Source organism: Bdellovibrio sp. BIS2 (assembly GCF_055398295.1).
Map to the genome: position 1 here is coordinate 1,188,389 of NZ_AP035879.1, position 14,550 is coordinate 1,202,938.

The window sequence follows — 14,550 nt, forward strand, 5'->3', positions numbered from 1 at the left end:
AAAACTATTCTTCCGCCGGAGCAAAGCCGCGACGAAGAGTGTTCTCGGTCACGCACGCTGGCTCCATGTACTGTTTCAAGTAATCCGGGCCGCCGGTTTTAGAACCAACACCAGACATCTTGAAGCCACCGAACGGATGACGGTCGACCATTGCGCCGGTGATGCCACGGTTGACATAAAGGTTTCCGACTTCCAGTTCTTCTTTCACGCGAGCGATGTTTGCAGGGCTTCTAGAGAACATACCGCCCGTCAGCGCGTACTCGGTGCTGTTGGCGATTTCCAACGCCTGATCCAGATTTTTCGCGCGGATCACAGCCACCACCGGGCCGAAGATTTCAGCCTGAGCCAGCTTCGCGTCGCCTGGAACATCACCAAAGATTGTCGGCGGGGCAAAGAATCCGCCGCCAGGAACCGAGCCCTTGAATAGCAGTTTGTGATTTTTTTCTGCTTCTGCAATCGTTCCCAGGATGCGGTCGTAAGCTTCTTTGTCGACAACCGGACCCATGTAAGCTTTTGGATTTTCAGCCGGGTGGATTTCGATGGATTTCGCTGTTTCCACCAGACGGTCCACGAAACGGTCGTAAACTTCATCCAGCACGATCACGCGGCTGGCAGCAGAACATTTCTGACCGCTGAAACCAAACGCAGAATAGATCACGCCATCAACTGCTTCATCCAGATCCGCATCGTTGTCGATGATCACGGCGTTTTTACCGCCCATCTCGATGATGCAACGTTTGACGTGCTGCTGGCCAGGCTGAACCACCGCTGCGCGGTTCATGATGTGCAGGCCCACGGCTTTGGAACCTGTGAAGGCGATCGTGGTCGTGTACTTGTGATTCACGATGTATTCGCCGACCTCTTCACCGTAACCCGGAAGGAAGTTGATCACGCCTTGTGGGAATCCGGCTTCCTGGATCATTTTCATCAAGCCCCAGGCAACCACTGTGGACTGCTCTGCAGGTTTCATCACCACGGTGTTACCTGCAACAGCCGCCGCAGTCACCATGCCGGCCAGAATCGCCAGAGGGAAGTTCCAAGGAGCAATCACCGCCGTCACACCGCGGGATTTGTAGATGTAGTGGGACAGTTCACCCGGCAAGCCACCCACGCGAAGTGGTTTTTGCAGCTCGCGCATGTGGCGCGCATAGTAACGGCAGAAGTCGATCGCTTCGCCGATGTCGCCGTCAGCTTCCGCCCATGGTTTACCAACTTCAAGGACTTGCGTCGCAATCAGTTTGAAGCGGTCACGGGTCATGATGTCAGCAAGTTTATCAACCAAAGCGGCGCGCTGTTCGCAAGGAACGTTCTTCCAGGTTTTGTAAGCAGTTTGCGCTGCTTGCATGGCTTGTTCAGCCTGCTCCGTTGTTGCCATCTGGATCTTACCCACGATCTGATCGGACTGGGATGGATTCACACGGTCAAAGACTTTGCCGGATTGAAATTCTTTGTTGTTGATCACGATGTTCACGTTCACTGGCAAAGAGGCTTTCGCATCAGCCAGTGCCTTTTGCATTTTTTCGCGATCAGCTTTTACTGCGAAATCCAAAAGCGGTTCGTTATAGAACTTGCCTGGTTTTTTCGGAATAACCGGAGACGTCGGAGTCAATCCTTGTGCCGGATCTTTCAATAGTTCCGCCATGGATTTGTTGTCGGCGAATTTGCCACGCAGCCAGGATTCGTTGGATGTGTTTTCCAGAAGACGGCGCACCAGGTACGCCATGCCTGGGATCAGTTCGCCCACCGGAGCGTATTCACGCATGCGGTAGCCCATGTCCACAATGGTTTTTTTGATGGGTTCTGCCATTCCGTAAAGCATTTGGAATTCCAAAGCCTCTTTCGGGATGTTCAGTTTCTCTGCGTAAAGCATGCACGCCGCCAAAGTTCTGACGTTGTGGGATGCAAAAGCAGGGCGGATGGATTTGATGTTTTCCAGAAGGTACTTCGCGCACAACTCGTAGTTGGCGTCGGATTCAGCCTTGTTGGTGTAAACCGGCACCGGCCAGCCACGCTGTTCAGCTTCGATGGTTTCGTAATCCCAGTAGGCTCCCTTAACAAGGCGAACCCAGAACGGAGTGCCGCGTTTTTGCGCGAACTCTGTCAGGGATTTGACGTCTTCGAAGGAATCGCGCAGGTAAGCCTGAATCACGATGCCAAAAAACTTGTAATTTTTGAATTCAGGTTCGTTGATCAGTTCTGTGAACACTTCCAGTGTCAGGTGTTTGACAGAGTACTGTTCCATGTCCAGATTCACGAACACGCCTTTTTCCATGCCCAGACGGAACACCGGGCGCAGACGGTCTTTCAGGATTTTTTTGGATTCATCCCAAGCCGCATCTTTGATCTGGGAATAAAGCGCCGTCATTTTCACGGACACGTTTACTTTCGGCAAAGCGCCTTCGTGGTCGCGGTCGATTTGCGGAACTTCGTCCCATTTCTCGGCGTCTTTCGCCAGCCAGGAGATAAGCTCCATGTACTTGTTGCTGTAATCTTGCGCCTCTTTTTCAGACAGCGTCGCTTCACCCAAAATGTCGACAGTGAAGGTCATTTTGTTTTTGCGGGCTTTTTTAAGAACCGGCAAAGCTTCATCCGGGCTTTCACCAGTGATGAACATTTTTGCCATACCCATAACGTTCTTTTTGATAGCACCAGCCATCAGGCCCGGAGCCAAGGAGCCCAAGCCCAGTCCCACGTTGAATACCGGAGGCAGAGTGCCACCGTCTTCAGAGAAGTATTCTTTCAAGTGGCGCGCGACTTCATCACCCGAGTTGATGGAAGGAAGCACGTCCACGAAACGGAACATGTTGGTTTTGAATTTTTCGTTTTTCATGCTCCATTCCATGATGGAGCCATACCAGAAGTCTTTGGAGAAAATGGAAGCCTTGGATTGGCTTTCCATGCGTTTCAGAATCTCTTCACCACGGGAGACAATTTGCGACTGAATGTCGTTCATATGCTTTTACCTCTACAGAAGGGCCGCATATTCTCACGGGGATATAAAAATTCAAGCGATTAGTGTTCCGGGAATAGGGGTGGAAACAGGGTATTGACGCGAATGGCTAGCGAGCCAGCCATTGGTGTTTCATTTTGCCCACGATTTCGGCTTCCAGAGCGTCGCCACGGCGAATAGGGCCGACCCCGGCCGGAGTGCCGGTCAAAAGCAGGTCGCCGGGTTCAACCGGGAAGTGCTGGCGCACGAATTCGATCAGGTTTTCCAGAGAAAAAATCATCTGGTTGGTGTTCCCCATCTGGCGGGTTTCACCGTTGATTTTTAGAATAATTTCAAGGTTCTTCAGCTCTTCCAGATCGTCCACCGGGAAGAACGCCGAAAGAGGAGTGGCGCCCTTGAAGCTTTTGGCCAGCGTCCAGGGATGGCCTTTGGATTTCAACTGATTTTGCTTGTCCCGGTCGGTCAGATCCAGAGCAATGCAGGCTTCGTCAATCTGCAGGTTTTCATCAAACTGCAGCGCCAGTTCCACCTCGTGGTGAACCTCATTCATCCAAGCCGGCACAACCAGTTCTTTGGCGGCCAAAGTGGCGGTGCTTCCGGCCTTTAAAAAGATCATCGGTTCGGTGGGAACCTCGTTACCCAGTTCTTTTGCGTGTTCAGCGTAATTACGGCCGACAGCCCAGATATTGCGAATCATAGTTGAATCCTTTTTAGTTCGATGAATTCAAAAACGCCGTCGGAATTCACATGAAAACCGACGTGCTGGCAGGGACTCCAGTGGGAAAACTCAGCATCAGAGAGATCTTTATCAGCAGGGGCCACTCCCATGGCTTCAACCACCCAGTCATAGTGGGAACACATGAAAATTGTCGCATCTGTTTTGGTGGCGGCATTTTCCAGAAGCTTGCTGATGCGTTTACGAAAATCACTCAGGGTTTCGTCGCTTTTTTGTTCTAGCAGCGCGTCCTGGGTGATCAGCGGCAGCCCCAGATGCTGGGACAGGGGTCGGAAGGTGCTGTGGGTGCGCTTTTTAGGGGACACCCAAAGCTCCGTCGGTCGCGGTAATTCCTCTTTAAGCACCTTGTCGAGCAGTTTGGAGGCTTGAGCATGTCCCTCGGCCGTGAGATCGGGGTCTCCGGAAAAATCCATGGCTTTCTGGGCGTGTCTAAAGACGTAGATCTTCATTGCGGGGGGCTCTCTTCTGCTTGAAATTAGGGTCTTGCTTTGTTAGGTTCATTTTTCCATAAAGTCCGGGAGTTTGTCATGAGTAAAGAACGAGTTCATCGCTTCGTATCCAAAGATCTGACTGTGCGTATTGCCGCAGTGAATGCGACTGAAGTCGTTCGACATATGCAGGGTCTGCAAAACACTTATCCCTTGGCCACGGTGGCCGTGGGCCGCAGCATGGTGGGCGCTCTTTTGATGGCGGCTCAACTGAAGGACGATCAAATGGTCGGCCTGCTTTTCCGTGGTAACGGCCCGCTGGGAAGTGTTTATGCAGAGGCGTCCTACAACGGACACGTGCGTGGTTACACCGCAAACCCACAATACCAACCAGCCAATTATGACAATGGTTTGTCTTTGAAAGACGCCATCGGCATCGGTTTGTTGAGTGTGGCTCGACATCAACCATTCCAAAAACAACCATTCCAAGGAACTGTTGAACTGGTCAGCGGTGAAATCGGGCAGGACATCGCCCACTATCTGCACCAGTCCCACCAAATCCGTTCATTGGTTTCTTTGGGTGTTTATCTGGACACTTACGGCAAAGTTCGTTCTGCCGGCGGCGTACTGATTGAAGTCATGCCTGGCGTGGACGAAGCGGTCGTGGAAAGAATCCAGAAAAATTACGAAGACAAAAAACCAAACATCTCACAAATGCTTTTGGACGGCGCCACTGCCGAACAATTGGTGGCCCCATTCATGGATGGCATCCCGTTTGAAGAAATCGAACACAAACCGGAAGTTGAATACTTCTGCCCATGCACCAAAGACCGCGTGATGCGAGCTTTGGAACTTTTGACGGTGGAAGATTTCGAAGACATGATCAAAAAATCCGAACCAGTCCACGTGACTTGTCAGGTTTGTGGTCGTCCTTACGAAGTTTCCATTCCTGAGGTTCAGGAGCTTAAAGACAAGCTTCACAAAGAGTCCCTTCACTAGTTAGTTCTTCGTAGCGCGGGGTTTGCAGGCCAGCAAGGCCTTGCCCGGCGCTGCGGGAGACACGGCATCCTGCCTCGTCGCTTCCGCCTGACGGCGGAGGGCCATCCAGGCCCCGCGAAGGTCTCCCTTCGGCCAGCCAAGTCCTTCCTGTCCTGCAATCATCTTCGAATTTCTAGAGTAGGGATCTTTGGGATGGTCTCTAAGCTCAGCCACAGAAAAAAAGCAGCGCAGGGGATACCAAACCTGACAATCAACGTCTGCGCGAGATAAACGGAAGTCCGTCGTAAAAGCGTCGTCAAAAGAAATGTGTCCACAATTTCATTCGTAAGAACCTGGAACTTCGCGCGCGTGCGCAGTCGTCTCCTCTAATTTCTTTTTAAGTCATTTCGTTCGAAGACGGATTGGGGAGGTCACCGGGCTTTCCCGACCGCAGTCGGCCTTCGCGGGGCTTGGATGGCCCTCCCACCGCAGGTGGGAAGCGACGAGGCACGACGCCGTGCCGACGGAGTGTCGGGAAAGCCCGGTGACCTCCCCAATCCCCCCGTGTTCAAACCAAATCCCGATTTCAAAAAAAGAATTAGAAGAGCGAATCTCCCCAGTCGATTAGGGTCGAGTTGATCCAGCCTACTTTTTCTTGGGCTGTGATGCGGCGGCCTTTGCTGATGTAGTCTAAGGCCTCTTTGCGCATTTCTAGTGCGGTGGGGCCGTGCAAAATCAATACGCCGCTTTCAGTGTCGTGGATGAAGCTTCGGCGGTTCATGTTAACGCTGCTGATGAAACTCAACTTTTTATCGATCACCAGAATTTTCGAATGCATGATCGAATTGGGTTGGGTCCATTCGTAGATTTCGACATTTTTCAGGTGGCGGTTGATGCCTTGTTTGTTCACGTCTTCGGCGATCTTTGGTGTGCCGTCACCAGCCAGATGAATACGGGTGATGATCTTCACTTTGACTTTGCGCTGAACAGCGCGATCCAACGCTGCACTGATTGCCACCGACGGGCGGAAGTACGGTGTCGTCAACAGCAGTTCTGATTGAGCAGAATCAATCATGTCGATATAGAACTTTTCCAACTGATAGCCGTCAAAGTAAGGCATCGAAGTGATGTGACGAACCAGTGGTGCGGCATAAGGCAGTGAGCGCAGGCGCATGACCTGATCTGCCGAGGCTTCTTTAGGCACGTTGATGTTTGTGGATCGGTGGCGCTGGGTTTCTGGATCGCGCATCCAGAAGGCCAGCATCTGGGCCATCACGGATTTTACGAAGGCATAACCACGGATTTCGATTTCGAAATCGTCATAATAAACATAAGCCTCTTCGCCATCGCCGTAGTTCTTCAGGTATTTGTACGCCTTATAGAAAGGTGTATCACTAAATATATAAGAATCGCGAATGTTGCGGCCCCCGGTGATCAGGAAGCTGTCTTTGGTGTTGGTGCTGGAATGACCAATAATCAGTTTCGTGTGATTCACCCGGTGGAACTTGTCAAACCAGCCGCCGTTGTTTTCATCAGACAGTACGTATTTATAGTACTGCACTTTGATGTTCGGAAGACCCTGTTGCAAGCGATCCAGAATCGCCTTGTCCTTTTTAGTCATAGTGACTTCCGGGACCAGAATGCGGATCTGGGTGCCTTGCTGACCGTGATATCTCAGGGCACTGGACAATACCATGCCATAGAAGTCCGCCGAGAAGTTCAAAGAAGAAACCCAGATGATGTCAAACTTCGGAGCTTTAGAGAAATCCAGTTCCGCCAGCGGGTTCTTGTTGTTGAAATCCTTGCGGCTCAGCGGAGAGCCGGTCAGTGCCAGGATCTTTTGATTGATCGACACATACGGATCGCGCAGGTTTACCAGTTTATCGAAAGTCTGCGGGCAGGTCGTATAGTTGAAGTCCTGCTTCCAGAAAAAGGCCGTGACGTCGTTGCCGAAGTTGCCATCGGGACGGGCGCAGATGTCGATCTGGTTGGTCAACTTGATCCATTCCTGGGACACGCGGCTCAGATCCACCAGTTGCAGACCATTGGTCCATGTTGAGGACTTGTCTGGATCACGGAACGAGAATTTGCAATAGTTCACACGGGGAGTGAACTTCACTCGCACTTTCTGGCCGTTTTCGCGGTTGAAGTACCAGTTAAATTCATAAACACGGCTCTGCTTTTCGCCCGAGAAAATCCAGCCTCCCGGATGAATGATGTCGCCATCACATTCCAGGCGGGCTCTCAGATATTTCTTCTGCTGGTTGCTTTTTTCGTCGCGGAACGGACTGTTTTCAACCGGCAGGTCATTTTCAAAGCGCAGGATGTAAGTTCCATAGAACTGATGCTCAATCGGGAAGGCCCCGGAAGGGGCTCCCAGCTTGAAGTCGTCCATAGAACGAATTCTTAAAACTTCTTCTTTTTCAAACAGACGCGGGCGGAAGGTGGCTTCAAACCACGGGCCCAGGCCGGACCATTCACGCAGATAAAGTTTCGAGGACAGCTGGTTGATTTCGGCATTGCGCTCACTGAGCAGGGCTTCAACATGGGGCCAGTTTTCATTGGCGTGATCGAGGTCTTTTTGGAATTTTGCGTTTTCTTTCCCTTTTTGGAAAAGTTCCTGATTGTACTTCCAGTCCCTGTTCCAATAGCGGGACAGTTCGACGTCGATTTCCTGAATGCGGTTGGCGCGTTCATCGTCATACATCACAGAGCTCGGTGCGCGCTGCGGGCCCGTGCATGAAGTCAGTAATGTTATGGCCAGTGCAAGGCCTCCCAAGAGCTTATTCATCAGGTACTAAAACGGCTCCTCAGAGGTAAAAGTTAACGATTTTCCTTAAGAAATTTCCAAAAATTAACAGCGCCCCTGTTTCGTCTCCTGTTAAAAGTTTAAACAGGTCCTTGGGGGTCTTGGTCGAGGGCAGGTCGGACCGGGCTTTGCTTGTGTTTAGGGTATGGAAAACACAAGAACTTCGTCTCAAAATGAGATCCCCGTGAAATGGCTGTCGGTCTTTATGATCGTAAGTCTGGTGGTGGCCGTGCTTAGTTTCGGCTACGAAGTTCACCGTGCGAAGGACTCCGTTCGCCAGTATGTCGGTATCTGGGAAGATGATATTGCCCGTGCCAAACTTTTCCAGGGGGATCCAACCCTGCAGAATAAAATTCTGAAGCAACTTAAAGAAGTTCACACCGCCGTCGTAAAAAGCGAAGTTCAAAATCCTGATTCTTTGCAGTGCCTGGTTTCCACCGAGGTGCCTATCACTTTGAATTCTTTGCCTGCCGGTAAAATGGCGGTGTGTTTTGGCCCGTCTGAACTGGTGGTCAAAGCTTTGACTTCTCCGGTGTTCATGCTGGGTGTGGTGCTGGGTTTGATTCTGCTGGGTTTTGGTTATCGCCGTGAATTCCTGGCGCGTCTGCACGAACAAAAACTTGAATCTGAACTTGCTCGCAACAAAGAGATCTCAGAAATCTCGCGCCAGGTGGCCCATGATATCCGTGGTCCGTTGATGGCATTGACCACTTTAAGTCAGTTGTCCCATGATATGAGCACAGAAAAGAAAGAGCTGTTTGATCACGCCGTGGCCCGTATCAAGGGCATTGCCGAAGATCTGCTGGCGAAGGGTCGCAAGCAAAATACGCAAAGCAGCTTGCCGGTTGTGAAGACCGTGCAACCTGATTTGACGGATTTGATGGATTCTTTGTTGAAAGAGTATCGTTTCTCACACCCTGCCGTGAACTTCACATGGCATAAACACATTCATTCTGATGCGGTGAAAGTGAATCTGGAATCAGTGAAAATCCAGCGTGTGGTCAGCAATCTGCTGAACAATGCCCTGGAAGCGCTGCCGGAATCAGAGGCTTCGATCAATCTGACTTTGATGGAGCGTCAGGATCACTGGCTGCTTCAGATTATGGATAATGGCAGCGGTATCCCTGAGGACATTTTGCCAAAACTGGCGCAAGAGGGCGTGAGCTACGGCAAAGACAACGGCAACGGTTTGGGTCTGTATGATGCCAAGAAAACTCTGGAATCGGTGGGCGGTGACCTGCAGATTCGTTCCCGCGTCGGTGTGGGGACTCAGGTGGTTCTGCGATTCCCCAAGCCGGTCGAGGCGGGGCTTGACCGCGCGGTGGCGACTCATCATCCTTAATCCATGTACCGCTCATGGAAATATCTGGTTGTAAAAAATGAACAGGACCTGAAGAACCGCGAACGCCTGCAAAGACTGGCAAGGCATCGCGGGCTTCCGGGCTTTTTGATGATCTTTGTTTTCGCCGCATGTGCCCTGATCAGCCTGGGGCTTGCCGGTTTCTTCTTGCAAATGGCTTATTCCCATCAGCTTCCGATGTGGTCCTCCGTGGGCAGTGCACTGGCGATGTTGCTTTTGGCGGGGACTTTTGTTTTTGGTTCCCGCGTGTTTTTGCGGGAACGACGTCTGGATGTATTAAGAAAATTTTTGCGTCACCCGGAAAGTGGATGCTTTGTTGTCGGGAAACTGACGTCATTTAATTACGTTGCGGGCGACAGCCGCAAGCTTTCCCGCTATTTCGTGGAAGGCGAAGCGGAAGGGCCGCAGGGGCAGGCGTTGTTCGTGGGGGAATTCTTTGATGCCGACATCTGGCCCTTCACCACAGAGGAAGGCGACCGTCAGATCCAAAAAGATGATGACTGGTATGACCTGAAAGGAAAGCGCCGAACGCTGCCGGTGCCGGCCTATTTTGTCTGTGAAGCGAAAGATCCGAAAGTCGGGGTGATGGTGGGCATCGATCAGGCGTTGTTGAATGATGCCCTTAAGCGCAGTGACATGAAGACGGTCTAGTTGTCGATCTCAATTCCCAGAACGTTTTCGATGGTCTTTTCATAGATGTCTTTTTTCTTGGCTTTGACCGGGGCAGTCTCGCGACGGCGCTCGCTGCCAGCAGCGGCTGGGAAGGCGGCAAACAGATCGCGCTCTTTGCCATCAGCACTGATTTCAAACTTGAACTCGCGGTCCTTGCAAATCGCGATCAAAGCTGCCGTGCCACTGAAGGATTTGGCCGTCGTGATTTGCAGTTCGCTGATATTCAGGGTGGTGATCTTGATTTTCAGATCCTGCTCGCGCGGATTTTCAATATTTTCAATGGCACACGGGAAAGTCAGCAATGTCGGATTCTGATGACTTGCGAACACCTGGGCGGGGAATGCCGGTTCCTGCGGAGTTGTGCCGGTGAACTTCATTTCACTGACCACCAGACCCCAGGGGTTTTCCAGGCTGCGCTCGGTGGTGTTCAGACGGATTTGTGTGGTGGCGAACAGTTGGTTCTTTTGTGTGTCTTCGGTGATTTGAAGTTGCAGCAGGGCCTTATAGCTGCCATCGGAAAGAAGCTTTAAGCTGATCAGGCGTCCGATCTGGGACATGTTTTTCTGCTGCACTTTTTCACGCAGGCGGCTGACTTCGCGGATGCGCTCTTCACCCAGCTTGGGCGCCATCAAAAATGCCAGCGAGGTTTGCGACTGCCAGAAGTTGTTGGAGTCATAGTTAAAGAAACGCTCCAGATACTGGCGCAGGAAGGTCATGCGCTCCATTTCGCCCATCTGGATGTTTTGCAGGGATTCTTTCCCGGCATCAATGGTCACGGCGACCACACGCGGATTGTTCTTAAGCTGCCAGTACAGGTAAGTGACGACCGAAGCCCAAATCACCGACGCTGCCAGCAGGACCGACAAAACCCGCGTTTTCATTATTCACCTTTTTCCAAAGGCAGAATTTCTATCATCTGATCGCGGTGGTATTTTTTGTTCGGGCCTTCATCAACCCACTGGTCAATTTTGTAAAGTTTGATTTTGGCTTTGCCGCTTTGGAAGTATTTTTTGTCCGCTTTGCCGGTGGTTTCTTTCAGCAAAGTGGCAGGGCCATTCTGGAAGAAATCCAACTGAGCCTTCATTTTTTCAGTTTCCAGGCGCATCAGTTCCATGTCTTTTTCGTCGTTATAATAGTAATTGGCAGCCACAGCAGAAACGACCCCCAGAATGCCACCCCAGTACAGGGCATGCAGTTCAGGACGTTCATCTTCAGGGGCGGTGGCAGCACCAATCGCAGCCCCCACACCGATACCGATTCCGGTGGCAGCCAGACGGCTTTTTTGGTTGGTGGCACAGGCAGACATCAGCAGGCAGAATCCAAGAAGCAAACACATTGATTTCATGTAACCAATGTTAAGTTTAAAACCGGGATCAGGCAAACTCTACTTCATGAGATGTTTGTAAAGAGGCAGGTACATGTCGTCTTCGGGAGCAAACTGCAGATCCTCACGTCGGGGATTTTCATTGAAAGTCACCGGTGCATTCGCGATCAGGGCCAGCGGACAGCGTTCCGCCGCTTCACCCATCATCAAAACTGCCGAGACAGCCAGACTGTCGGCGAGATTGATCTTGGTCATCTTCAGTTCACGGCCAAAGATGTCCTTTTCACCCACCATATTGCGAACTGGATCAAAGCCTGCAAAGGACAGGGCAATACCGGTCACACCGTTGCGTAAAGGACTGGTGTGGGAATCCGTTACGATGATACCCAGGTTTTTAAGTCCTGTGCGCTCGCAAAGGGACCGGCGCAGTTTTTCCGCAGAAAGATAGGGATCCTGCGGGTACAGGATATAGTCGCCGTTTTCAGAATTGGATTCATCAATCCCGGCCGCAGGCAACAGCAGACCTTCTTTGATCGTCAAGGACACGCCATGACCGATTTCACCCAGGTAGTGATCAGCCTCGCGGCGAATCAGGTCTTTTTTGTCGATGCTTTTTAAAGGAACCAGGCGGTTTTCCGCCAGAGAGATCACTTTGGAGGTGATGGCAAGAAGGACTCCTTCCTGCCATTGGGATTTTTCGACATGAGCCAGGATGAACTCCACCAGATCCCCACCTTGATGGAAGATCGCTGTGCGAACCGGAGAGATCATCAGTGGCTTTGTCATAATTAGTGACCCAGGCGCTGGATGATGGCGTCGGTGAAGGACACTGTTGTGCCTTTACCACCCAAGTCACCAGTTCTTGCGTTGACGTCAGAAAGTGCGGCAACCAAGGCCTTCATGATCGCATCGGCTTTGGCGTTTTCGCCCACGTGCTGAAGCATCATCACTGCAGATTGCAGCAAGGCTGTTGGATTGGCTTTGTTTTGACCTGCGATATCCGGAGCAGAACCGTGAACCGCTTCAAAGATCGCGTGATTTGCGCCGATGTTTGCGCCTGGAACCACACCCAGACCGCCCACCAGACCCGCGCACAGGTCCGAAAGAATGTCGCCGTACAGGTTTTCAGTCACGATCACGTCAAACTGCTGAGGTTTGGTCACCAACTGCATGCAGGCATTATCAACGATAACGTCTTTGGTGGTGATGGTTGGATATTGCCAGCCCACTTCCTGCGCCACTTTCAGGAACAGACCGTCGGAAAGCTTCATGATGTTGGCCTTGTGCACGATCGCCATGCGAGGCTTGCCGGTTTTCTGAGCCAGATCGTAAGCATAACGGGCAATGCGCTCAGAACCTTTGCGGGTGATGCGCTTGATGCTTTCAGCAGTGTCCTCATCGACCATGCGTTCGATGCCGGCATAAAGGTCTTCGGTGTTTTCGCGCACGATGGTCAAATCCACGTCAGAACAAACACACTGAACACCAGGCAAAGAACGAACCGGGCGCACGTTGGCGTACAGATCGAACTTTTGTCTCATGGTCACGTTGATGGATTTATGACCGCCACCCACTGGAGTGGTTGTCGGGCCTTTGATTGCCAGCTTGGTTTTGTTGATGGAGTCAATGGTGGTCTGAGGCAAAAGTTCGCCCACAGAGTTCAGGGCCACTTCACCGGCCTGATGCTCTTCGTATTCGAAAGGAGCATGTACGTGTTTAAGAACGCGAACGACCTGAGTCATAATCTCTGGGCCGATACCATCGCCGGGAATCACTGTCAGTTTCATCATGAGGGGACCTTTCTGGTTGAAAGGTTTTTACTTATCAAAATTGCGGTCTTTTTCCAAGGATTGAACGTCGCGCGCGCGGCTGGCGGGAGGAGCTTTTCTTCAGCTCACCACCAGGGAAGGTAGGATGTGGGATGTGTTGTGTGGACCGCTAAGGTTTCCCCGATTGGGGTGGGGTCCGATTGTCTCTATTTGAGACATACTTTCTACTAAAGCAATCGGCGGGCCAGTTTGTTTGGGATCCTTTTGCACCACACTTTGCGGCGAAGGGGTGTTCAAAGCTTTTACACGTAAAAGCTCATATAAAATCAATTACTTAGGGCGATTTTAAGGCGCTGTCGCTAAACCTGACGGCTTTTCCTTGGCGCTGGGTGGTTTTAGGGCTGAATCGCGAGGCCCTTGAATAGACCAATAAAAGCAATCAGTTAGGACAAAACATTCGCGCGGGCCAAGGTGGCCCTTTCCTTGTAATACACCAAGGCAGAGGAGGTCGCTCTCATGTGGAAGTGGCTTGGGACCGCGTTGGTCCTATCAATAGCATTAGTTGTTCAAGCCTGCGCGCCGAAATCCCAGGAAGACTGTGGTTTCGTGCAAAACGTGTATGGCGAACGAATCTCCTGGAAAAGCGATGCTCCAGTGACCATGCAACTGCATACCTCGATTCCGGATTCCATGGTGCCTGCAATCATGCGAGCAGCAGAAACCTGGGAACGCACCGCCGGACGCAAGCTGATTAATATCATTCAATATCCACGTTATAGCGGACCGATCGTTCCTCACAAAGACGGGCAGAATATCATCTATTTGATGGATGCCTGGGAAAGCAACCGCGCTTCGGAACAGGGGCGAACAAGTGTTTACTGGATCGGGGACCTTATTAAGGAAGCCGACATCCGTTTGAACGGCTATGACTTTAATTTCTATTGGAATGGTGCCACTTTGACGACGGCGGTGAATCCGTCCCGCAAAAGCTCCGGCCCGGTGAATATTGAGGCTTTGGTGCTTCATGAAATGGGTCACGTGCTCGGCCTGAAACACAAGGATGGCGCGGGTTCCGTGATGGCGACCTATCTGTCCAGCGGTGATGACCGAGTGGTGCTGGCAGAGACGGACAGCTCAGCCCTGCAGTGCGAGTACTAGCGCCTAGCAGTGTAAAATGTCCATGTAAGTTTATTTAAGTTGTTGGAACTGAAAAAAGCTAACTAGACTTTGATTTCGCGCCTGAGAACGCAGGTGAAGGAGAACAAGATGAGAGTGATCACTTTGGATAAAAACGCACAAGTTGAAGCGGTGGTGACTGAGTCTGTTGTTGAATCCTTTTCTCCTGTGGCTCACAAAGCTTACCACGAGATGGCCGACAAACCTGTTGTGGAAGTGGATGCTTTGGCTCAGTTGCACGCCAATCTTGAGATGCTTCAGGATCTGCAAACTCGTCTGGCGTTTGTAATGCGTGAAGTTCGTTATTTGATGAAAGTCTAAGGAACACCCGTTCCGGAGAGTTCTTTT

General features: G+C 51.4%; 13 protein-coding genes. 5 read left to right on the top strand and 8 right to left on the bottom strand.

Annotated features, from left to right (window positions below; all coding sequences use genetic code 11):
• Positions 1-4 precede the first annotated feature (4 nt).
• From pruA to ACZ520_RS05730, 3 genes are all read right to left on the bottom strand, one after another.
• Entirely contained in the window at positions 5-2,953 is a 2,949-nt protein-coding gene (pruA, locus tag ACZ520_RS05720) for an L-glutamate gamma-semialdehyde dehydrogenase (protein WP_464127733.1), read from the bottom strand.
• A gap of 106 nt (positions 2,954-3,059) precedes the next feature.
• Positions 3,060-3,647, bottom strand: coding sequence for a fumarylacetoacetate hydrolase family protein (locus tag ACZ520_RS05725; RefSeq protein WP_464127734.1), 588 nt, complete (start codon positions 3,645-3,647; stop codon positions 3,060-3,062).
• Positions 3,644-4,135 (bottom strand): phosphoglycerate mutase family protein, encoded by a 492-nt coding sequence (locus ACZ520_RS05730; protein ID WP_416480958.1) that lies wholly within the window; start codon positions 4,133-4,135, stop codon positions 3,644-3,646. The genes ACZ520_RS05725 and ACZ520_RS05730 overlap by 4 nt, the downstream gene beginning before the upstream one ends.
• A 78-nt stretch (positions 4,136-4,213) precedes the next feature.
• On the opposite strand from ACZ520_RS05730, the gene ACZ520_RS05735 reads away from it, so the two are divergent.
• The gene (locus ACZ520_RS05735) at positions 4,214-5,113 is read left to right on the top strand and encodes an Hsp33 family molecular chaperone HslO (protein WP_088565803.1); all 900 of its coding nucleotides are present in this window, start codon (positions 4,214-4,216) and stop codon (positions 5,111-5,113) included.
• Between the two features lie 577 nt (positions 5,114-5,690).
• Here ACZ520_RS05735 and ACZ520_RS05740 read toward each other — a convergent pair.
• Positions 5,691-7,883: a phospholipase D-like domain-containing protein gene (locus tag ACZ520_RS05740; RefSeq protein WP_464127735.1), complete on the bottom strand. Its 2,193-nt coding sequence runs from the start codon at positions 7,881-7,883 to the stop codon at positions 5,691-5,693.
• A 202-nt stretch (positions 7,884-8,085) separates the two neighbouring features.
• Between ACZ520_RS05740 and ACZ520_RS05745 the strand changes: the two genes are divergently transcribed.
• Together ACZ520_RS05745 and ACZ520_RS05750 are read left to right on the top strand one after the other, a co-directional pair.
• Positions 8,086-9,243: a sensor histidine kinase gene (locus ACZ520_RS05745; protein ID WP_464127736.1), complete on the top strand. Its 1,158-nt coding sequence runs from the start codon at positions 8,086-8,088 to the stop codon at positions 9,241-9,243.
• Between the two features lie 3 nt (positions 9,244-9,246).
• Positions 9,247-9,912: a hypothetical protein gene (locus ACZ520_RS05750; protein ID WP_464127737.1), complete on the top strand. Its 666-nt coding sequence runs from the start codon at positions 9,247-9,249 to the stop codon at positions 9,910-9,912.
• On the opposite strand, the gene ACZ520_RS05755 is transcribed toward ACZ520_RS05750, so the two are convergent.
• Genes ACZ520_RS05755 through ACZ520_RS05770 form a run of 4 tightly spaced genes read right to left on the bottom strand, consistent with a single transcriptional unit; the run spans position 9,909 to position 13,047 of the window.
• Entirely contained in the window at positions 9,909-10,814 is a 906-nt protein-coding gene (locus ACZ520_RS05755) for a hypothetical protein (RefSeq protein ID WP_088565799.1), read from the bottom strand. The two genes, ACZ520_RS05750 and ACZ520_RS05755, sit on opposite strands and share 4 nt — an antisense overlap.
• Positions 10,814-11,278, bottom strand: a complete 465-nt coding sequence (locus ACZ520_RS05760; RefSeq protein WP_088566881.1) for a hypothetical protein — start codon at positions 11,276-11,278, stop codon at positions 10,814-10,816. The genes ACZ520_RS05755 and ACZ520_RS05760 overlap by 1 nt, the downstream gene beginning before the upstream one ends.
• 39 nt (positions 11,279-11,317) lie before the next feature.
• Positions 11,318-12,043 (bottom strand): coenzyme F420-0:L-glutamate ligase, encoded by a 726-nt coding sequence (locus ACZ520_RS05765; RefSeq protein ID WP_374032427.1) that lies wholly within the window; start codon positions 12,041-12,043, stop codon positions 11,318-11,320.
• A gap of 2 nt (positions 12,044-12,045) precedes the next feature.
• On the bottom strand, positions 12,046-13,047 hold the full coding sequence (locus tag ACZ520_RS05770) for an isocitrate/isopropylmalate dehydrogenase family protein (RefSeq protein WP_417869949.1): 1,002 nt from the start codon (positions 13,045-13,047) through the stop codon (positions 12,046-12,048).
• Between the two features lie 495 nt (positions 13,048-13,542).
• Between ACZ520_RS05770 and ACZ520_RS05775 the strand changes: the two genes are divergently transcribed.
• Positions 13,543-14,184 carry a matrixin family metalloprotease gene (locus ACZ520_RS05775; RefSeq protein WP_198298007.1) on the top strand — a complete coding sequence of 214 codons (642 nt, stop codon included), beginning with the start codon at positions 13,543-13,545 and terminating at the stop codon, positions 14,182-14,184.
• A 108-nt stretch (positions 14,185-14,292) separates the two neighbouring features.
• On the top strand, positions 14,293-14,523 hold the full coding sequence (locus tag ACZ520_RS05780) for a hypothetical protein (RefSeq protein ID WP_088565796.1): 231 nt from the start codon (positions 14,293-14,295) through the stop codon (positions 14,521-14,523).
• Positions 14,524-14,550 lie beyond the last annotated feature (27 nt).